The 20183-nt window shown below is 69.6% G+C and carries 16 protein-coding genes; 11 read left to right on the forward strand and 5 right to left on the reverse strand.

Features of this window, described 5'->3' with window-relative positions; translation table 11 throughout:
* The first annotated feature begins 123 nt into the window (after positions 1 to 123).
* Entirely contained in the window at positions 124 to 909 is a 786-nt protein-coding gene (locus ACWGI2_RS22160; protein ID WP_453697092.1) for an electron transfer flavoprotein subunit beta/FixA family protein, read from the forward strand.
* Between the two features lie 59 nt (positions 910 to 968).
* Positions 969 to 1931 (forward strand): electron transfer flavoprotein subunit alpha/FixB family protein, encoded by a 963-nt coding sequence (locus tag ACWGI2_RS22165; protein ID WP_453697094.1) that lies wholly within the window; start codon positions 969 to 971, stop codon positions 1929 to 1931.
* Between the two features lie 58 nt (positions 1932 to 1989).
* Here the strand turns inward: ACWGI2_RS22165 and ACWGI2_RS22170 are convergent, their stop codons facing one another.
* Positions 1990 to 2886, reverse strand: coding sequence for an endonuclease/exonuclease/phosphatase family protein (locus ACWGI2_RS22170; protein ID WP_453697096.1), 897 nt, complete (start codon positions 2884 to 2886; stop codon positions 1990 to 1992).
* A 220-nt stretch (positions 2887 to 3106) separates the two neighbouring features.
* Between ACWGI2_RS22170 and ACWGI2_RS22175 the strand changes: the two genes are divergently transcribed.
* Positions 3107 to 4399 (forward strand): DUF6986 family protein, encoded by a 1293-nt coding sequence (locus ACWGI2_RS22175; RefSeq protein ID WP_453697098.1) that lies wholly within the window; start codon positions 3107 to 3109, stop codon positions 4397 to 4399.
* A 75-nt stretch (positions 4400 to 4474) separates the two neighbouring features.
* Positions 4475 to 6166 carry a serine/threonine-protein kinase gene (locus tag ACWGI2_RS22180; RefSeq protein ID WP_453697100.1) on the forward strand — a complete coding sequence of 564 codons (1692 nt, stop codon included), beginning with the start codon at positions 4475 to 4477 and terminating at the stop codon, positions 6164 to 6166.
* A 21-nt stretch (positions 6167 to 6187) separates the two neighbouring features.
* Here ACWGI2_RS22180 and ACWGI2_RS22185 read toward each other — a convergent pair whose 3' ends face one another.
* Complete coding sequence (locus ACWGI2_RS22185; protein ID WP_453697102.1) at positions 6188 to 7174, reverse strand: LacI family DNA-binding transcriptional regulator; 987 nt, start codon at positions 7172 to 7174, stop codon at positions 6188 to 6190.
* A 245-nt stretch (positions 7175 to 7419) separates the two neighbouring features.
* On the opposite strand from ACWGI2_RS22185, the gene ACWGI2_RS22190 reads away from it, so the two are divergent.
* Positions 7420 to 8385: an ROK family protein gene (locus ACWGI2_RS22190; RefSeq protein ID WP_453697104.1), complete on the forward strand. Its 966-nt coding sequence runs from the start codon at positions 7420 to 7422 to the stop codon at positions 8383 to 8385.
* A gap of 67 nt (positions 8386 to 8452) precedes the next feature.
* Here the strand turns inward: ACWGI2_RS22190 and ACWGI2_RS22195 are convergent, their stop codons facing one another.
* Positions 8453 to 10558 (reverse strand): NPCBM/NEW2 domain-containing protein, encoded by a 2106-nt coding sequence (locus tag ACWGI2_RS22195; RefSeq protein WP_453697106.1) that lies wholly within the window; start codon positions 10556 to 10558, stop codon positions 8453 to 8455.
* A gap of 267 nt (positions 10559 to 10825) precedes the next feature.
* Here ACWGI2_RS22195 and ACWGI2_RS22200 point away from each other — a divergent pair, with 267 nt between their 5' ends.
* The 4 genes from ACWGI2_RS22200 (at position 10826) to ACWGI2_RS22215 (ending at position 15214) form a co-directional block, all read left to right on the forward strand.
* Positions 10826 to 12094 carry an ABC transporter substrate-binding protein gene (locus ACWGI2_RS22200; protein WP_453697108.1) on the forward strand — a complete coding sequence of 423 codons (1269 nt, stop codon included), beginning with the start codon at positions 10826 to 10828 and terminating at the stop codon, positions 12092 to 12094.
* Between the two features lie 64 nt (positions 12095 to 12158).
* On the forward strand, positions 12159 to 13073 hold the full coding sequence (locus tag ACWGI2_RS22205) for a carbohydrate ABC transporter permease (protein WP_453697698.1): 915 nt from the start codon (positions 12159 to 12161) through the stop codon (positions 13071 to 13073).
* Positions 13070 to 13996 carry a carbohydrate ABC transporter permease gene (locus tag ACWGI2_RS22210; protein WP_453697110.1) on the forward strand — a complete coding sequence of 309 codons (927 nt, stop codon included), beginning with the start codon at positions 13070 to 13072 and terminating at the stop codon, positions 13994 to 13996. The genes ACWGI2_RS22205 and ACWGI2_RS22210 overlap by 4 nt, the downstream gene beginning before the upstream one ends.
* Before the next feature lie 105 nt (positions 13997 to 14101).
* Positions 14102 to 15214: a hypothetical protein gene (locus ACWGI2_RS22215; RefSeq protein ID WP_453697112.1), complete on the forward strand. Its 1113-nt coding sequence runs from the start codon at positions 14102 to 14104 to the stop codon at positions 15212 to 15214.
* 504 nt (positions 15215 to 15718) lie between these two features.
* On the opposite strand, the gene ACWGI2_RS22220 is transcribed toward ACWGI2_RS22215, so the two are convergent.
* On the reverse strand, positions 15719 to 16117 hold the full coding sequence (locus ACWGI2_RS22220; RefSeq protein WP_453399761.1) for an STAS domain-containing protein: 399 nt from the start codon (positions 16115 to 16117) through the stop codon (positions 15719 to 15721).
* 282 nt (positions 16118 to 16399) lie between these two features.
* Between ACWGI2_RS22220 and ACWGI2_RS22225 the strand changes: the two genes are divergently transcribed.
* Positions 16400 to 17443, forward strand: coding sequence for an NUDIX domain-containing protein (locus ACWGI2_RS22225; RefSeq protein ID WP_453399760.1), 1044 nt, complete (start codon positions 16400 to 16402; stop codon positions 17441 to 17443).
* Between the two features lie 3 nt (positions 17444 to 17446).
* Here the strand turns inward: ACWGI2_RS22225 and ACWGI2_RS22230 are convergent, their stop codons facing one another.
* Positions 17447 to 18802, reverse strand: coding sequence for a M20/M25/M40 family metallo-hydrolase (locus tag ACWGI2_RS22230; RefSeq protein WP_453697114.1), 1356 nt, complete (start codon positions 18800 to 18802; stop codon positions 17447 to 17449).
* A 135-nt stretch (positions 18803 to 18937) separates the two neighbouring features.
* Here ACWGI2_RS22230 and ACWGI2_RS22235 point away from each other — a divergent pair, with 135 nt between their 5' ends.
* Positions 18938 to 20140, forward strand: a complete 1203-nt coding sequence (locus tag ACWGI2_RS22235; RefSeq protein WP_453399758.1) for a geranylgeranyl reductase family protein — start codon at positions 18938 to 18940, stop codon at positions 20138 to 20140.
* The last annotated feature ends 43 nt before the right edge of the window (positions 20141 to 20183 follow it).

Below are 20183 nucleotides of genomic sequence, written 5' to 3' on the forward strand. Positions count from 1 at the left end.
CTGGTCGGAGCGCGGGCCGCCCCGACCGGGATCCGCCCCTTCAGGCGCCTATGCTGCCTGCAAGAAGGCAGTGGCCAGAGCAAGGCAGCAGCCCAGTAAAGACGATGCAGTAGGAGAGCCGGCGTGAGCTTGAGGATCGTTGTCACCGTGAAGTACGTGCCTGACGCCACCGGCGACCGGCACTTCGCCGATGACCTGACCGTCGACCGTGACGACGTGGACGGCCTGCTGTCGGAGCTCGACGAGTACGCGGTCGAGCAGGCCCTGCAGATTGCCGACGAGGCGGACGACGCGGAGATCACCGTGCTGACGGTGGGCCCTGAGGACGCCAAGGACGCGTTGCGCAAGGCCCTTTCGATGGGCGCCGACAAGGCGATCCATGTCGAGGACGACGACCTGCACGGCACCGACATCATCGGCACCTCGCTGGTCCTGGCGAAGGCGATCGAGAAGGCCGGCTACGACCTGGTGATCTCGGGCATGGCGTCCACGGACGGCACGGCCGGTGTGGTCCCGGCGCTGCTGGCCGAGCGCCTCGGCGTCCCGCAGGTCACGCTGCTCTCCGAGGTCTCCGTCGAGGACGGTGTCGTCAAGGGCCGCCGCGACGGCGACGCCGCCTCCGAGCAGCTGGAGGCCTCGCTGCCCGCCGTCGTGTCGGTCACCGACCAGTCGGGCGAGGCGCGTTACCCGTCCTTCAAGGGCATCATGGCCGCCAAGAAGAAGCCGGTGGAGGCCTGGGACCTCTCCGACCTCGACCTGGAGGCCGAGGAAGTGGGCCTGGAGGGTGCCTGGACGAAGGTCGAATCGGCCACCGAGCGTCCCGCGCGCACCGCGGGCACGATCGTCAAGGACGAGGGCGAGGGCGGCAAGCAGCTCGCCGAGTTCCTCGCGGGCCAGAAGTTCATCTGAGCTTCAGCCACCCCTGAAATCCGCCCAACTTCTTCGTAACCGCAGGAGATTGAAGTCCCATGGCTGAAGTTCTGGTCTACGTCGACCACGTGGACGGCTCCGTCCGCAAGCCCACCCTCGAGCTGCTCACGCTGGCCCGCCGCATCGGCGAGCCCGTCGCCGTCGCCCTCGGCAACGGCGCCGCCGACACCGCCGCCGCGCTCGCCGAGCACGGCGCGGTCAAGGTTCTGACCGCCGACGCCCCGGAGTTCGCCGACTACCTGGTCGTGCCGAAGGTGGACGCGCTGCAGGCCGCCTACGACGCCGTGTCCCCGGCCGCGGTGCTGGTGCCGTCGTCCGCGGAGGGCAAGGAGATCGCCGCCCGCCTGGCGGTGCGCATCAAGTCCGGCATCATCACCGACGCCGTCGACCTGGAGGCCTCCGACGAGGGCCCGGTCGCCACGCAGTCCGCGTTCGCCGCGTCCTACACGACCAAGTCGCGCATCTCCACGGGCACCCCGGTCATCACGGTCAAGCCCAACAGTGCCGCCGTTGAGGCCGCCCCGGCAGCGGGCGCCGTCGAGGCCCTCACCGTCTCCTTCTCGGAGCAGGCCACCGGCACCAAGGTCACCGGGCGCACGCCGCGTGAGTCGACCGGGCGTCCGGAGCTGACCGAGGCCGCGATCGTGGTCTCCGGCGGGCGAGGGGTGAACGGCGCGGACAACTTCCACCTCATCGAGTCCCTGGCCGACAGCCTGGGCGCGGCCGTGGGTGCCTCGCGCGCCGCGGTGGACGCGGGCTGGTACCCGCACTCCAACCAGGTCGGCCAGACCGGCAAGAGTGTCTCGCCGCAGCTGTACATCGCCTCTGGTATCTCCGGCGCGATCCAGCACCGGGCGGGCATGCAGACCTCGAAGACGATCGTGGCGATCAACAAGGACGCCGAAGCCCCGATCTTCGACCTGGTCGACTACGGCGTGGTCGGCGACCTCTTCGACGTCGTCCCCCAGCTCACCGACGAGGTCAACACCCGCAAGGGCTGAGCTCATCGATCGCACGAGGCCCTCACCCCGCAATGAGCGGGGCGGGGGCCTCGCCGCGTCACAGGGTCAGCGAGGCCTGCACCGGCAGATGGTCGCTCGGGAACTGTCCGCCCTGCGAGAAGGTGTTGATCACCGCCGAGTGGACCCGCACCCCGGGCGTCGCCAGGATCCAGTCGATCCGGTCACCGTCCGGCACCAGCGGCTTGTAGCCGTGGAAGGTGGCGTACGCCTTGCTGCGCTCGTCCGCCGCGTCCCACGTGTCGACCAGACCGGCGCCCAGCATGGTGTCGTAGACCGGGTTCTTGTGCGCCGCGACGTTGAAGTCACCCGTGACCAGAAGCGGCAGGGACGGGTCGAGGGTGGCGATCCGTTCGGAAATCAAACTCGCGGCACGCGTGCGTGCGTACTGGCTCGCGTTGTCGAGGTGGGTGTTGAGGACGTACAGCTCGGTGTCCGTGCGCAGGTCGTGGAAGCGGACCCAGGTGACCATGCGGATGGAACCGCCGCCCCAGGTGTTCGATCCGATGACGTCCGGGGTGTCGGAGAGCCAGTAGTGGTCGTACTCGATCGGCGCGAGCCTGCGGGTGTCGTAGTAGACGGCCATGAACTCGTCCCGGCTGCCGCCCGCCCGGCCGGTGCCGATCCAGTCGTAGTGCGGGCCCAGATCCTCGGCGATGTCCTGTACCTGCTGGTAGAGGCCTTCCTGGGTGCCGATGACATGAGGGCGCGCGCGGCGCAGCAGCTCCCGGGTCACCGGGCGGCGGTCGGCCCAGGTGTTGGGCGGCGTGGTGCTCGCGTAGCGGAGGTTGAACGACATGACCTCCAGGCGGCGCCCCGCGCGCTCCACCCCGTGGGCGGGCGAGGCGGCCAGCGCGGTGGTGAAGAGGGGCAGGGCCACCGCGGCGAGCGCGGTCTGCAGGCCGAAGCGGCGCGTTACTCGGGTGTCATTCGGCACGCGGTCTCCTTCAGTGGGTGGCGGTCAGGATGAGGTGCGGGCACGCGAGTGCGGAAGCAGGATCTGAGACATGGATGAACGCACGAGGTCCGGCAGACGAGAGGGTGTTGACCAGCGGGAAGGTCGACGGATAACTTCGCCATGCGGATTGTTGATTCCGTGAAGCGGAAATATTGAGTGGTCCTGAGTGTGTGGTCCTGAGTGTGTGGAGGGTGCAGGAATGGGTCAGCAAGAGAAGGTGGCAACGAGCCTCGCCGGCGCGGTCAGCGAGGGCATCAGCGCTTCCCTCGCCCCGGTGGACGCGGAGCTCGAGCGCCGCTACCCCGGAGACCCGGGCACCCGCCAGCCGGTCCACACCGTGTACGTCCCCGGTGAGCTCTTCGGCGCCGACACCATCCGTACGTGGGGCGACCAGGCCCTGAAGGCCCTCGACGAGCACGCGCCGGACGCCGCCTCCTTCGCGGCCGTCCTCGGCCTCGCCGACGACCTGGCCGCGCCCGTCTACGACCGCGTGCGCGCCAAGCTGGAGCGCGAGCCGATCGAGGACCTGCGCATCGACTTCGAGGACGGCTACAAGGGCGCGGACGAGGACCAGGACGCCGCCCGCGCGGCCCGTCTGGTCGCCGAGGCCTACAAGAACGGCACGGCCGCCCCGTACATGGGCATCCGCATGAAGTGCTTCGAGGAGAACGTGCGCGACCGCGCCATCCGCACCCTCGACATCTTCCTGTCCGGCCTGATGGAGGCGGGCGGGCTGCCCGACGGCCTTGTACTGACGCTGCCCAAGGTCACCTACCCCGAGCAGGTCACCGCGATGGTGCGCCTCCTGGAGGAGTTCGAGAAGGTGCGCGGCCTGGAGCCGGGGCGGATCGGCTTCGAGATCCAGATCGAGACCAGCCAGTCCATCCTCGCCGCCGACGGCACCGCCACCGTGGCCCGCATGATCGGCGCCGCCGAGGGCCGTGCCACCGGCCTGCACTACGGCACCTTCGACTACAGCGCCTGCCTCGGTGTCAGCGCCGCCTACCAGACCAGCGACCACCCGGCCGCCGACCACGCCAAGGCGATCATGCAGGTCGCCGCGGCAGGCACCGGCGTACGCGTCTCGGACGGCTCCACCAACGTCCTGCCCATCGGCACCACGGAGAAGGTCCACGACGCCTGGCGGCTGCACTACGGCCTCACGCGCCGCGCCCTGGCCCGCGCCTACTACCAGGGCTGGGACATGCACCCCGGCCACATCCCCACGCGCTACGCCGCCGTGTTCGCGTTCTACCGCGAGGGCTTCGAGCAGGCCGCCGCGCGCCTGTCCGCGTACGCCGCGCACCGCGAGGGCGGCGACGTGGCGGACGAGCCCGCGTCGGCCAAGGCGCTCGCCGGGTACCTGCTGCGCGGCCTGGACTGCGGCGCCCTCGACGTCGGCGAGGTCACCCGGCTCACCGGCCTGACGCTGGCCCGCCTGCAGAGCTTCTCTGGCCCGCGCCGCGGGGACCTCACGCCGCACGGCAAGTAACTCCCGGCACGCACTGTCACCCCTGCCCCGTAGTCTGTGAGCCACGAAAAGTGGTGTCACAGGAACGGGGCAGCGGTGACTTCGGGGGATCAGGAACAGAGAGGCGGTATCGGCCGCCTTCTTGCCGGGCGCTATCGCGTGACCGCGCAGCTCGGGCGCGGCGGCATGGGGGTCGTCTGGCGCGCCGTCGACGAGGTGCTCGGCCGCGAGGTCGCCGTCAAGGAACTGCGGACGTACACGGACGCGGCCGGGCCCGAACTGGCCGACCTGCGCGTACGGATGCAGCGCGAGGCCCGCGCCGCCGCCCGCGTGCGCCACCCCGGAGTCGTCGCCGTGCACGACGTCGCGGAGGTCGACGGGCGTCCCCTGATCGTCATGGAGCTGGTCGAAGGACCCTCCCTGGACGACGTCCTGCGTGATCGCGGCACCCTCGACCCCCACGAAGCGGCGGCCATCGGCGCCAAGGTCATGGACGCGCTCGCCGCCGCCCACCGCGCCGGAGTCCTGCACCGCGACGTCAAGCCCGGCAACATCCTCCTGGAGACCGGTGGCCGCGTCGTCCTGACCGACTTCGGCATCGCCACGATGGACGACCCGGGGGACGGCTCCGCCACGCACCTCACGCGCAGCGGCGAACTTGTCGGCTCCCTGGACTACTTGGCGCCCGAGCGCGCCCAGGGCCAGGACCCGGGCCCCGCGTCCGACGTGTGGGCCCTGGGCGCCACGCTGTACGCGGCGGTCGAGGGCGCGTCCCCCTTCCGCCGTACGTCGACGTGGTCCACGCTCACCGCGATCGTCACCGACCCGCTGCCCGAACCGCAGCGGGCAGGCCCGCTGATCCCCGTGCTGCGACAGCTGATGCACAAGGACCCGCAGGCACGCCCGGCCGCGGAGCAGGCGGCGCTGACCCTCGCCGACGCGGCCGGGGGCGCCGTCACGGCCGCCCCGCGCGAGCAGGCGCCGAGGCCGAGGGAGGCCACCGAGCGGAGCATCCCGAGCGGGCCACCGCCGGGCTTCGGGCCGCCGCTTTCCAGTGGTGTGGTGCCACCCGGGGCGGTGGCGCCCGGGGCGGTGCCACCCGCCGCGCCCCCGCCCCCGGAGCGGCAGTCGCGCCGCGGGCGTGCGCTGCTCGCGGCTGTGGCCGTGGTGGTCGTCCTGGCGGCGACGGGCGTCACTGTCGCCCTCCTCAACGGCCAAGAGGACAGCGGAAACCAGGCCCAGCGACCCGCCTCCTCCGGGGGCGCTGCCGAGCCGGAAGCCGACAACAGCCGCGGCGCCCTGGAGGGCACGGACGGCCCCAAGCCCTCGAAGCAGGGCGACGAGAAGTCCCGTAAGCCTGACGCGAAGGAATCCTCCTCGGGCAAGGAAGACGACCCCAAGTCCACGGACAGACCGGCGACCCGCCCCAAGCCCTCCGCCGAGCCAACCTCCAAGCCCACCGGGGACGATGGTGCGTCGGGCGGCGGCGACGATCCGGCGCCCGAAGCCGCCTGCCACGCCGCGGGCGGCGGCAAGTACAACTGCTCGGTCTGGCGTACGGCCACCTCGTACACCGCGTCGGGCGCCGAGGCGGGCGTACTGAACGCGGGCACGAACTACTTCTACTGCCAGCAGAACTTGGGCCGCCGCGAGACGCACGGCGAGTGGACGAACGTCTGGTGGGCCAAGACGGACGACGACAGCGGCAACAGGGACGTCTTCGTCAGCGACGTCTACATCAAGGGCGGCGACAACGACAAGCCGCTGCCCGGCCTCCCGGTCTGCTGAGCGCGCTCTTGCCGCCAACTGTCATTCCGCGGGCGGCAGTTCGCCCGACCCGCGCTTGATGAGCCGCGTCGGGAGCTCGATGCGCTCCGGGGTGTCGGACGCGCCGTCCAGCTGCCGGAACAGGCGCTCGGCGGCGGTCCTGCCCAGCTGCGCGGCGTCCTGGGCGACGACGGTCACGCCCGGCTGCAGCAGGTCCGCGAGCTCGATGTCGTCGAAGCCGACGAGGGCCACGGGGCGGGGGAGCCCGGCGAGGACGCGGACGACGGTCACCGTCACACGGTTGTTGCCCGCGAAGATCGCCGTGACCGGTTCGGAGCCGCCCAGCATCGTCCTGGTGGCCTGCTCGACGCGGTCCGGGGCGGTGGGGCCGAGGGACATCCACTCGTCCTCGACGGGGATGCCCGCGTCCTCCATGGCCGCGCGGTAGCCGCGCAGGCGCTCTATCGCGGTGTGGATGCGCGGCTGGTCACCGATGAAGCCGATGCGGCGGTGGCCGTGGGCGATGAGATGGGCGACGCCGTCGCGCGCGCCGCCGAAGCTGTCGGAGAGCACGACATCGGCGTCGATCTTCCCGGCGGGGCGGTCGACGAAGACGGTCGCGACACCGGCGGCGATCTCCGGCTCCAGATAGCGGTGGTCGTCACCGGCCGGAATGACGACGAGACCGTCGACCCGGCGCGCGCAGAGCGCGAGCACCAACTCCTGCTCCCGGTCCGGGTCCTCGGCGCTCGACCCGTTGATGAGGAGCGCGCCGTGGGCGCGCGCCACTTCCTCCACGGCGCGGCTGAGCGGGCCGTAGAAAGGGTCGGCGAGGTCTTCGAGGACGAGGCCGATGCTGGCCGTGCGGCCCTTGCGCAGGACGCGCGCGCTGTCGTTGCGCCGGAAGCCGAGGGCGTCGATGGCCTCCTGCACACGGCGCTCGGTGTCCGGGGTGACGCCCGGCTCGCCGTTGACGACACGGGAGACCGTCTTGAGGCCGACTCCGGCGCGGGCTGCGACGTCCTTCATGGTCGGACGGTTGCCGTAGCGGGGTTCGGGTCGCTCGGGTCGGCTGGCGGTCTCGGCCACGGTGCGCTGTCCTGTCGTCGACGAAGGTGAGCTGAAAGTGGTGCGTAAGTGATGTGGCGTCGAGCATAGAACCTGGACAACGTTGTCAGATGCAAGAGAGACTGTCCATCGCATTCTCCGGCCTGCCCTTTCACCGGGAGAGCCCGGGAGAGCGGCCTGCCCATTCACCAGGAGATCTGACACTGATGCACACGGACCTCGTCGCCGCACTCGACATCGGCGGCACCAAGATCGCCGGCGCCCTGGTGGACGGGCGCGGACGGATCCTGCTGCGCGCCCAGCGGCCCACGCCCGCGCGCGAGGACGGCGACACCGTGATGCGGGCGGTCGAAGAGGTTCTCGGCGAGCTCACGCGCTCCCCGCTGTGGGGCAGGGCGCGCGCGGTAGGCATCGGCAGCGCGGGCCCCGTGGACGCGTCGGCGGGGACGGTCAGCCCCGTCAACGTCCCCGGATGGCGCGGATACCCGCTGGTCGAGCGGGTGCGTGCGGCCACCGGCGGGCTTCCGGTCGAGCTGGTCGGGGACGGCGTCGCGATGACGGCGGCCGAGCACTGGCAGGGCGCGGCCCGTGGCCACGACAACGCGCTGTGCATGGTGGTGTCCACGGGAGTCGGGGGAGGACTGATCCTCGGCGGCAAGCTGCACCCCGGCCCCACCGGGAACGCAGGCCACATCGGCCACATCAGCGTCGACCTGGACGGTGACCCCTGCCCGTGCGGGGCGCGGGGGTGCGTGGAGCGCATAGCCAGTGGGCCGAACATCGCGCGGCGTGCGCTGGAGGGCGGCTGGCGTCCGGGGGCCGACGGCGACACGTCCGCCGCCGCGGTGGCCCTCGCGGCGCGGGCCGGGGACCCGGTCGCCGTCGCTTCCTTCGAACGGGCGGCGCAGGCGCTCGCCGCGGGCATCGCGGCCACGGCGACGCTCGTCGAGATCGACATCGCCGTGATCGGGGGCGGGGTGGCGAAGGCGGGGAACGTGCTCTTCGACCCGCTGCGACGCTCCCTGAGGGACTACGCCACGCTCTCGTTCGTACGTCATCTGACCGTGGGTCCGGCCTTGATGGGGACGGACGCCGGATTGGTGGGCGCCGCGGCCGCCGCGCTCAGCCAGGAGGACAGGGCCGTCGACTTGCGTCCAGCCGTGGGGAGTTGACCGTGCTGGGGGCCGGGCTGCACGACGTCAGCCCGACCCCCAGCCCTCGATCAAGGGGTCACGCGGCTCAGCAGCTGAGCACCGGGTCCGCCCAGTCCGCGTGGTCGGAGTCCCTGCCGTCGCCGCCGTCCGTGACGACGAGGCGTACGACCTGGGCGCCGGTCACGTCGGCCGAAAGGCCTTGCGCGGCATGGGCGTTGGTGAGGACGCCGGTCGACGCGGCCTTCTTTCCGTCCGCCCAGATCTCGAAGGCGACCGTTCCCTTCAGGCCCTTCTCGTCGTCGACGCCCACCTGCGCGGTGACCTTCTCGCAGGCGCCGCCGGTGTAGTACTCGACGGCGCTCTCCGCGTGCACCCCGAGCCCCTTGGCATAGACGGTCCCGCCGATGGTGATCGGATTGCCGTCGCCCGCCGCCTCCTCGCCGTTGCTGGTGTCCTTCTCGACCGGGCCCCAGCCGTTGACCGTCGACATCCACGGCAGGTCACTGACCGCCGAGTTGCCCGCGGGCGGCGGCACCACGACATGCGCCGTCAGCGGCAGCACGCTCTCGGCGCGGGTGCCGGCGGGGGAGCGGTAGCTGGTCCTGAGCGTGAGGTCGTACGCTCCCGGAGCCGCGCCCGGCGGTGCGGTCACCGACCACGACGTACTCAGCGACTTGCCCGTACCCAGGGAGCTCGCGGTCGAGGGTGACGTCGCCTTGATCTGCCAGCCGGAGGGGGCCGTGAAGGTGGCGGACACCTTCTGTGCGGGGGTGCGGCCGAGGTTGGTGACCTTCGACGTCAGCTGCGCGGGCTTGCCCGCCTCCACCAACGGGGCGCCGCCCAGGCCGAGTTCGACGGCGGGCGGGTTCTTGGCCCACTTTCCGTCCGCCGAGACGCGCAGCAGTACGGTGCCGTGCGCGGGGACGGTCGCCGAGATCCTGCCCGCCGTGTTGTAGCTCTTGTGCTTCCACAGGTCCCGCAGCGTGTATCCGTCGGCGTCCGGGAGCCCGACCGCCTTCGCCGATGTGGCGATCGACTGGGCGGTGCCCGTCTCGTTGAACAGCGCCACCGCCCGGCTGCCGTCCTTCATCTCCTTGGCGACGACCCAGCGACCGCCCTCGGACGACAGCACATCGCCCTGCTTGCCCAGCGGGTCCTGGTCGACGGCGATGACTTCCTTGTTGCCGATGATCTCGAAGGTCTCGGGTGAGGCCTTGCGCAGGTCGGAGCCGATGAGCAGCGGCGCGGCCATGATGGACCACATCGAGAAGTGCGTGCGGTACTCGGTGTCCGTCATGCCGCCGTTGCCGACCTCCAGCATGTCCGGGTCGTTCCAGCGGCCAGGGCCCGCGTACTTCGCGAGCGGCAGGTTCTGCTTCATGATCGACAGCATCGACGACCAGTTGTCGCTGATGTCGCCCGTGGTGCGCCACAGGTGGCCCACGTCGGCTGCCCACTCCCAGGGCTTGTTCTCGCCCCACTCGCAGATGCTGTAGACGATGGGGCGGCCGGTGGCCTTCAGCGCGTCGCGCATCGCGATGTACCGCTTCTTGGCGTCGACGCCTTGGTTGTTGCAGTTGTCGTACTTGAGGTAGTCGACGCCCCAGTCGGCGAACTGCCGTGCGTCGCTGGCCTCATGGCCGAGTCCGCCGGGGAAGCCCGCGGTGTTGCAGGTCTTCGTGCCGGCGCTGGTGTAGATGCCGAACTTGAGCCCTTTGGCGTGCACGTAGTCGGCAACTGCCTTGATTCCGTTGGGGAATCGCTTGGGGTCGGGCACCAGCTTGCCGTTCGCGTCCCGTTCGGGAAGCGCCCAGCAGTCGTCGAGGTTGACGTACTGGTAGCCGGCGTCCTTGAGGCCCTTCTCGACGAAGATGTCCGCGATCCCCTTGACCATCGCCTCGTCGAAGTCGGCCCTGCAGTGGGTGGAGTTCCAGTTGTTGAAGCCCATGGGCGGGGTGAGGGCGAGACCGTCGGGGAGCTGCGCTCCGGAGGCGCCGTTGGGCTTCGCTCCGTCGGTGGAGGGCTTTGCGGCCGTGCTCCGTTCGCCCGTGTCACTCGCGCCGCCTGTGCCGTTCGCGCTGCCCGTGTCGCGTGCCGCCGCCGGGGCCGCGAGCCCCGCGGCGCACAGCAGTGCGGCGGCCAGCGATCCGACGACTCTTCGACGCGTGGCGCGGGCTGAGAGATGACGCATCGTTACATTCCTCCGTACTCGCAGAAGTTGGGGGCTGCATGTACGTGTCAGAGGTGCGCGCTTACGGTAGGGCGTGTTGGACTCTGTTGGAAGAGGAGCCGTAACGGTTCGAGCACCCGGACGCCGAAACCCTTGACTGTGGTGGCGCTTGGGAGTGGGATCGCAACCCTTGCGTTCGGTTGTGTTCGTTTGCACCCCGAGGAGGGGGACATGGCACAGTCATCGTTCATGGGTCCTGCCACGCCTCGTAGCATGTCAGGACATCGGATGTCCCGACGGAACGTCCTGCGTGGTGCCGCCGCCGGAGCCGGAGCGGTCACCCTTCCGGCCCTGCTCACGGCCTGTGGTGAAGGACCGGGCGGCAACAAGGACGAAGTCACGATGGGGTCCAATTCCTCGGACGCGGTGCCCAAGAAGGCGTTCGCCGCCGCCTTCGACGCCTATGAGAAGAAGTCGGGGAAGACCGTCAAGGTCAACACGACAGAGCACAACGAGTTCCAGCAGAACATCACGCGTTATCTCCAGGGCACGCCGGACGACGTCTTCATGTGGTTCGCCGGATACCGCATGCAGTACTTCGCCGAGAAGGGCCTGCTGATCGAGATCAGCGACGTATGGAAGGGATTCAAGGGCTTCTCGGACGCGCTGCGGGAGCAGTCCACACACGAGGGCAAGCAGTACTTCGTGCCGTATTACTACTACCCATGGGCCGTCTTCCACCGCAAGAGCCTCTTTGAGAAACAGGGCTACGAACAGGCCAGGACGTGGGACCAGTTCATCGCGCTCGCCAAGAAGATGAGCAAGGACGGCATACCGGTCGCCTTCTGCGACAAGGACGGCTGGCCCGCCATGGGCACCTTCGACTACATCAACATGCGCTTGAACGGATACGAGTTCCACGAGAGCCTGATGGCCGGTGAGGAGGCCTGGACCGACACCAAGGTCAAGAAGGTCTTCGACCTGTGGCGCGAACTCATGCCGTACTACCAGAAAGGCGCGCTCGGCCGTACCTGGGAAGAGGCGGGGCAGGGGCTCCAGCAGCGCAAGACCGCCATGGCCGTCTTCGGAATGCCGCACCCGGGCCAGCAGTTCCCGGCGAACGAACGTGACGACATCGACTTCTTCGCCTTCCCCGAGATCGATCCGGCCCACGGTCAGGACGCCGTCGAGGCGCCGATCGACGGATTCTTGGTGGCCAAGAAATCGAAGAACGTCGACGGCGCCAAGGAACTCCTGAAGTGGCTCGGGACACCGAAGGCCGAGGACATCTACCTGGCCGGAGACCCCAACAACGTCGCGGTCAACGACGGTGCCGACACCAGCAAGTACAGCCCGCTCCAGAAGAAATCGGCCGAACTCGTCGCCGGGGCCAAGCAGATCTCGCAGTTCCTCGACCGGGACACCAGGCCCGACTTCGCACAGACCGTCATGATCAAGGCGCTACAGGACTTCATCGACAATCCCAAGGACGTCGACGGCCTGGTCAACAGCATCGAGCGCCAGAAGAAGGACATCTTCTCCTCGGACGTCAGCTGAGCAGCGGGGGATCGCGCCCGTGCCGCAGAAACCCGTGCCGCAGAAATCCATGCCGCAGAAACCTGTGCCGCAGAACACCGCGCGGCGCGCCGGACGGCGGGGACCACGGCGCTTCACACGCCGTGACATCGCCGTGCTCGGCGTGCTTCTGGGAATTCCCGTACTCCTTGACATCTTCATCATCTGGGGCCCGACCCTGGCCTCCATCGGCCTGTCCTTCACCTCCTGGGACGGCATAGGCGACATCCAGTGGGTGGGCGGAAAGAACTACGAGAACCTGGTCGACAACTACCCGGCGTTCTGGCCCGCCGTCCGCCACAACCTGCTGTGGATCGCGTTCCTCGGCCTGGTGGCCACGCCTTTCGGCCTGCTCCTCGCGGTCGTCATCGACCGCGGAGTGCGCTTCAGCCGCTTCTACCAGTCCGTGCTCTACATGCCGGTGGTGCTCTCGCTCGCCGTGGTCGGTTTCATGGCCCAGCTGATACTCGGCACCGACCAGGGCGTGGTCAACACCATCCTCAACAACCAGAACGACCCGGTCGACTGGCTCGGTAACTCCGACATCAACATCTGGATGATGATGCTGGCCGCGAGCTGGCGGCACACGGGTTACGTCATGATCCTGTACCTGGCAGGGCTGAAATCCGTCGACCCGGCCCTGAAAGAAGCAGCACAGATAGACGGCGCGAACGCCCGCCAGACATTCTTCCGCGTCGTCTTCCCGACACTCCGCCCGGTGAATGTCATCGTCGGCGTCATCACGGTCATCGAGGCCCTGCGCGCCTTCGACATCGTCTACGCGGTCAACAAGGGCCGCAACGGCCTGGAACTGCTCTCCGTACTCATCACCGACAACATCATCGGCGAGGCGAGCCGCATCGGATTCGGCTCCGCCATCGCGGTCGTACTCCTGACTGTCTCGCTCGGATTCATCGTGACGTTCCTGGTCCAAGAGCTGCGAGGTGCGCGCGACCGATGACAGCCGACATCCACACGACGCCGCTCGACGAAAAGCCCGCACCCCTTGCGGAGAAGCCCGCGGGCCGCGGTCGCCGCCCCGGCCGTTTCGGGGTGCACATCTTCCTGATGGCGGTCGCCCTCGGCTTCCTGGCGCCACTCCTCCTGGCCGTCTACGCCTCACTTCGCCCGTACGAGGAGACGGCGCGGCACGGCTATTTCTCGTTCCCCAAGAGCCTCTCGTTCGACTACTACCGCCAGGCCTACAGCGATTCCGGCATGGGCAAGTACTTCACCAACACGCTGCTCATAGCGGTGCCCGCGGTCCTGATCACGCTCTTCCTGGCGTCGTTCGTGGCCTTCGCCGTGTCCCGCCTGCGGATCCGCGGCGGAATGATCCTCCTGATGTTCTTCACGGCAGGAAATCTGCTGCCGCCACAGGTTCTGGTCACCCCCCTCTACGTTCTCTTCCTCAAGATCCCCCTCCCTTGGTGGATGTCCGATTCCCTTACCCTGTACGACTCGTATTGGGCGATCATCATCGTCAACATCGGCTTCCAGGTCGGTTTCTGCGTCTTCGTGCTCTCGAATTTCATGCGGACGCTGCCGCAGGAAATCCTGGAGGCGGCGATCGTGGACGGCGCGGGGGTATGGACGCAGTTCTGGCGCATCACTCTCCCATTGTGCCGCCCCGCCCTCGCGGCGCTGGGCACGCTGGAATTCACCTGGATCTACAACGACTTCCTCTGGGCCCTCATCTTCATCTCCAACCCCGACAAACTCCCGATCACGTCATCCCTGAACAACCTGCGGGGCCAGTTCTTCACGGACTACAACCTCCTGGCGGCAGGCTCGGTCCTGGTGGCGCTCCCCACGGTCCTGGTCTTCCTGCTCCTGCAGCGGCACTTCATCGCGGGGCTGACGCTGGGGTCGAGCAAGGGGTGACTTCGTCCCATCCGCCACCGACAGATCACCCCGGAAAACCTCCACACCTTTCGGGCACCGCCGAAAGGCGGCGACACGCACCCGGCGAGTGCCTACCGTCGCGCCATGAACCTTCTCAGCGCGTCGACGAGACGCGGACTCAGCCCCGGGCGACTGCTCGGGCTCCTCACGCTGTTGTTGGCTCCCGCCCTCGCGGCACCAGCCCTGGCCGCGGCGCCCGCGGAGGCCGAGCCCAACGGTGACCCCGGCTTTCTCCAGGTCTACGACGCCAACGTGGAGAACCTGCCGACCTCGGACGAGCAGCCGCCCGCCACCTGTGCCGGTGACTGGCACGACCTCATGTACTACATGCGCACCCAGGAGTTGAAGCCCGACGTCTACCTGGTGCAGCAGCTCAACAACAAGGCCCAGCTCGATCTGCTGCTCGACCGGATGGAGACACATTTCGGCGAACGGTACGCCGGTGTCCTCGCCGAGAATGACCCGGAGCCGTCCAAGGAGAGCGCGGGCGGCGAGTGCTGGGACTTCAAGAAGCGTCAGACCAACGCCGTGATCTGGCGGACCGACCGGCTGCAGCTCGTCAAGTCGCAGCCCCCGGACAACCGTTGGCAGGCGCAGAACCTCGTGGACGGCCAGTGCGTGAACAACAATCAGCCACGCACCAAGGGCGTCAAGGCCCTCCTCCACGACAAGGTGTCGGGCAAGACGGTCACGGCTGCTTCGTTCCACTGGCCGACGATGGGCCACGGCGGCACGGAGTGCGCCGACGAGAACGCCGTGGAGCTGTCGAACGAACTGACCGAGGACGGATACGACAGCCACGCTCCGTACGGCGCGACCGACCTGTACATCGCCGGCGGCGACACCAACGCCCACGACCGGGAGGACGCAACCTGGCGCAAGTGGTACGCCATGGCCAACGGCGACCTGCCCGGCAGCACCCTCGGATTCCGTGACGCGGTCTACGCGGACTGCCAGACCAAGCCGGACCCGAGTGCGTGCCGCAAGGACCGGTGGACCCTGGTGACGAGCGTGAACCGGCGCGTGGACTACATCCTCGGCCGCAAGCCCGGCGGCGCGCTGCCGCGGATGACGGACGCGGTGGTGCCGACGTTCGACGAAGGGGATCTGGCCGACGAGGCGCTCTCGGGCGACGGCGACAACCGCGACCTGGACTACTCGGACCACAGGGCGGTCGGCACGCGCGTGCACTACTGAGTTCGCGGGAGGCCCCGGACGGCGGCCGTGCGGACCGGCGCCGTCCGGTGTGACGAGTGGTCGCGGAGACGGCCGTCCGCATGATCCACTCTGTGTCATGGGGCGTCACATCCCGTACTGACCAGGGGGATTGAGATGGTCGGAGTGTGCACACCGACCACCTCCAGCAGACGGAGCGCTCCGCATGAAAGCCCCGAAGTACGCGCGTGACATCCCTGGCCTGTGCTGGGACGAGAGGCCCGGTGATGTCCTGCACTGCACCCTCGCTCAGGACCATGCCGGCGACCACTTCCACGCCTACACGCGAACCCGGTGGCCCAACCGCGCCCGTGCTGCCCGGCCTGCGGCGAAGCCACGGTGAGTGCGTGTTTCACACGGGGTGTGAACGGAGTGCATATATGCATCGTGCGCGCCTACTCCCGGCAACGGCGTATGCGAGGCAGGCTCTGAGTGCTGCCCGGACCCCGCAGCACCCCTGAGAGCCCGCCGCCCCCTGAGGCGGGCTCACTTCTGCCGCAGCGCCTCCTCCAGCGTGGAGACCGGTAACAGCATGGGAGTCAGACCCGTGAGCCGCAGGACGCGAAGGGTCAGCGGGTGGGTGCAGACCACGGACAGGCGGGCACCTCTTGCCTTCGTGCGACGACGTGCGCGGACCAGCAGTCCGAGACCGGAGCAGTCGAAGAACGTGGTGTGGGTCAGGTCGATGATCACTGCTGGCGCTGTTCCACCGGTGATGGGGTCCAGGAGCGGGATGATCCGCTGGTAGGCCAACAGGTCGACCTCACCGTGGAGTTCGACGACGACCGCGCCGTCGTGGCCGTACACCCGCGGCTGCGGGTCGGATTCCTCGAAGGCGAATTCGTTCAGTGCATCGAGTTGCACGTGTCCCCCAGAGTCGGACATCGGCCGGATCCTCGCGCGGACGGGGTGCATCGAAAGAGCCGGATTCAGGAGGTCACCAGGGGCTGGGGCGCCTGGCGGATCACGCTAGCGGGGGAGGGCCCGCCCCGCAGTGAGGGAACGATTCATGCAGGGTGACTGCCACCCGATGGGGTGAAGTGGAAGCGAACCGCTTGACATGTTGTGGCGCCTTTCGGTCCAGGCAATGGCCGCCTCATCAGGGCCTGGTTTCCGTGGCAGGGTGTTGCGGGCAAGCCACAGGGGGCCAACAGAAGAGGGGGAACCGTGATCGTCTGGATCAACGGCGCGTTCGGTGCGGGCAAGACCAGCGCCGCACGGGAACTGATCGAGCTGATCCCGAACAGCACACTCTTCGACCCCGAGGTCATCGGCGGCGGACTGCGCGAACTCCTGCCGCCCAAGCGCCTCGCCGAGGTGAGCGACTACCAGGATCTGCCGCTCTGGCGGCGCCTTGTCGTGGACACGGCGGCGGCCCTGCTCGCCGAGGTCGGTGGCGTCCTCGTGGTGCCCATGACCCTGCTGCGGCAGGACTACCGCGACGAGATCTTCGGCGGCCTCGCCTCGCGCAGGATCGCCGTACGACACGTCGTCCTGGCCCCGGACGAAACGATCCTGCGCGAACGAATATCAGGTCGCCCCGTCCCGGACCTGCCCGACGGCGAGATGCGCGTGCGGCAGTGGTCGTTCGACCACATCGAGCCGTACCGCGCCGCGCTCGCGGGCTGGCTCGGCGCCGACGCCCACCGCATCGACACCGGCGCGCTCACCCCCTGCGAGACCGCCGAGCGCATCGCCGACGCCGTACGCACCGGGGCCGCGTCCGTCTGCGACATCGTGCAGACCCCGGAGCCCACCGCGGAGACACTCGCGGCCGGCGTGCTGCTCTTCGACGAGCGGGACCGGGTGCTGCTCGTCGACCCGACGTACAAGGCCGGCTGGGAGTTCCCCGGCGGCGTCGTCGAACGGGGCGAGGCGCCCGCGCGCGCGGGCGTGCGCGAGGTGGCCGAGGAGACCGGCATCCAACTCGCCGACGCCCCCCGGCTCCTCGTCGTCGACTGGGAGCCGCCGAGGCCGCCCGGCTACGGAGGGATGCGGTTCCTCTTCGACGGCGGGAGCCTCGACAGCGGCGAGGCACGGCAGCTGCTGCTGCCAGGACCCGAACTCCGCGCCTGCCGCTTCGTCACCGAGGAGGAGGCGGCCCGGCTGCTGCCCTCCGTGCGCTACGAACGGCTGCGTTGGGCCCTGCGGGCGCGGGAGCGCGGGGCCGTCCTCTACCTGGAGGCGGGGGTGCCGGTCGGCGGCCAGTGACCGTCAGCGCGCCGCGTACTTCTGGAGGAACAGCGCCTCGGCCACCGAGAGCCGCTCCAACTCCTGTGGCGACACGCTCTCGTTGACCGCGTGGATCTGCGCCTCGGGCTCGCTGAGACCGATGAGCAGGATCTCCGCCTCGGGGTAGAGCGCGGCGAGGGTGTTGCACAGCGGGATCGAGCCGCCCTGCCCCGCGTACTGCATCTCCTCGCCCGGGTACGCCTCGCCCATCGCCTCCGCCATCGCCGCGTACGCCGGGCTCGTGGTGTCGGCGCGGAACGCCTGGCCCTGCCCGATCTGCTCGGTGGTCACCCGCGCGCCCCAGGGGGTGTGCGACTCCAGGTGCGCCTGAAGGAGCTTGGTGGCCTCGGCCGCGTCCACGCCCGGCGGCACCCGCAGGCTGATCAGCGCCCGCGCAGCCGCCTGTACCGACGGGGTCGCGCCGACCACCGGCGGGCAGTCGATGCCGAGCACCGTGACCGCGGGACGCACCCAGATGCGGTCGGCGACCGTGCCCTTGCCGACGAGGCGGACGCCGTCGAGGACCTTGGCGTCCTTGCGGAAAGTGTCCTCTTCGTACTGAAGCCCGTCCCACACCTCGTCGCCCGTGAGCCCGTCGACCGTCGTCGAGCCGTCCTCCGCACGCAGCGAGTCGAGCACCCGGATCAGTGCCGCGAGCGCGTCGGGGGCCGCGCCGCCGAACTGTCCCGAATGCAGATTGCCCTCAAGGGTGTCGATGCGGACGCGCATGAGGGTCATGCCGCGGAGCGTGGCGGTGACCGTCGGCAGGCCGACGCGGAAGTTGCCCGCGTCGCCAATGACGATGGTGTCGGCCGCGAGGAGGGCGGGGTGCTGCTCCGCGTACCGCTCGAGACCGCCCGTGGCCTGCTCCTCGGAACCCTCGGCGATCACCTTGACGGTCACCGGGACACCGCCGTTCGCCTTCAGGGCGCGCAGCGCGAGCAGGTGCATCAGGATGCCGCCCTTGCAGTCGGCGCTGCCGCGTCCGTACCAGCGCCCCGCACGCTCGGTCAGCTCGAACGGCGGGGTCGTCCACGCCGACTCGTCGAGCGGCGGCTGCACGTCGTAGTGCGCGTAGAGCAGCACGGTGGGAGCGCCCTCGGGGCCCGGCAGCAGGCCGTACACCGACTGTGTGCCGTCCGGGGTGTCGAGCAGGGCCACGTCCTGGAACCCCTCGGCGCGCAGCGCGTCCGCCACCCAGTTCGCGGCGGCCTCGCTCTCGCTCTTGGGGAACTGATCGAAGTCCGCCACCGACTTGAAGGCCACCAGTTCGGTGAGCTCCGCCTTCGCCTCCGGCATGAGCGAGGCGACGGTCTCGGCGATCGGATTCGGCGACATGGGCACGCTCCTCGTAGGTGCGACGTTGTACGTATGTGGGTGGTGTGATCCTCCCACAGGAGGGTGGCCGAGGTGCCCGCCGTAGGATGCCTTGGAAAGCGCGGCCAACAGCTGGATCGGGAGCGGTAGACCAACGTGAGCAGCGAGAACTCAGCGGACGACGCGCAGTACGTGTGGGACGTCGTCGTGGTGGGAGCAGGGCCGGCGGGGGCGTCGGCGGCCTATGCGGCGGCCGTCGCGGGACGCAGTGTCCTCGTCCTGGAGAAAGCCGAACTGCCCCGGTACAAGACGTGTGGCGGCGGCATCATCGGCCCCTCGCGTGACGCGCTCCCGCCCGGGTTCGAACTGCCCTTGAGGGACCGGGTGCACGCGGTGACGTTCACCCTGGACGGCAAGTTCTCCCGCACCCGCCGCTCGAAGCAGATGCTCTTCGGGCTGATCAACCGCCCCGAGTTCGACCAGCAACTGGTCGAGCACGCCCAGAAGGCGGGCGCCGAGCTGCGCACCGGCGTCACCGTCGCGCGCGTGGAGCAGCACGGTTCCTCGGTGCCCGACCGGCGGACGGTCGCGGTGGTCCTTCAGGGCGGCGAGACGGTGCTCGCCCGCGCGGTCGTCGGGGCCGACGGCAGCGCGAGCCGCATAGGAGCACATGTCGGCGTGAAGCTCGACCAGGTGGACCTGGGTCTTGAGGCCGAGATCCCGGTGCCGCAGAGCGTCGCCGAGGACTGGGCGGGCCGGGTCCTCATCGACTGGGGCCCGATCCCGGGCAGTTACGGATGGGTGTTCCCCAAGGGCGACACCCTCACCGTCGGTGTCATCTCCGCACGCGGCGAAGGCTCGGCCACCAAGCGGTACTTGGAGGACTTCATCGCCCGCCTCGGTCTCGCGGGCTTCGAGCCGAGCATCTCCTCCGGCCATCTGACGCGCTGCCGCAGCGACGACTCGCCGCTCTCGCGCGGCCGGGTCGTGGTGTGCGGTGACGCGGCGGGGCTGCTCGAACCGTGGACGCGCGAAGGCATCTCCTTCGCGCTGCGCTCGGGGCGGCTCGCGGGGGAGTGGGCGGTGCGGATCGGCGAGGCGCACGACGCGGTCGACGCCCGCCGCCAGGCCCTGAACTACGCGTTCGCCATCAAGGCGGGCCTCGGCGTCGAGATGAGCGTCGGGCGGCGCATGCTCACCGTCTTCGAGCGCCGTCCGGGCGCGCTGCACGCGGCGATCACGGGGTTGCGTCCCGCGTGGAACGCGTTCGCGCGGATCACCCGTGGCTCGACGACGCTCGCCGAGCTGGTGCGGAACCACCCGCTGGCGGGCCGGGCGCTGAGCGCGCTGGACCGGTAGGCCGGGCAGGGCTGGTGGGATCGGTCCGCTCGCGGTAGCCCGG

Source organism: Streptomyces sp. NPDC054866, assembly GCF_053610745.1.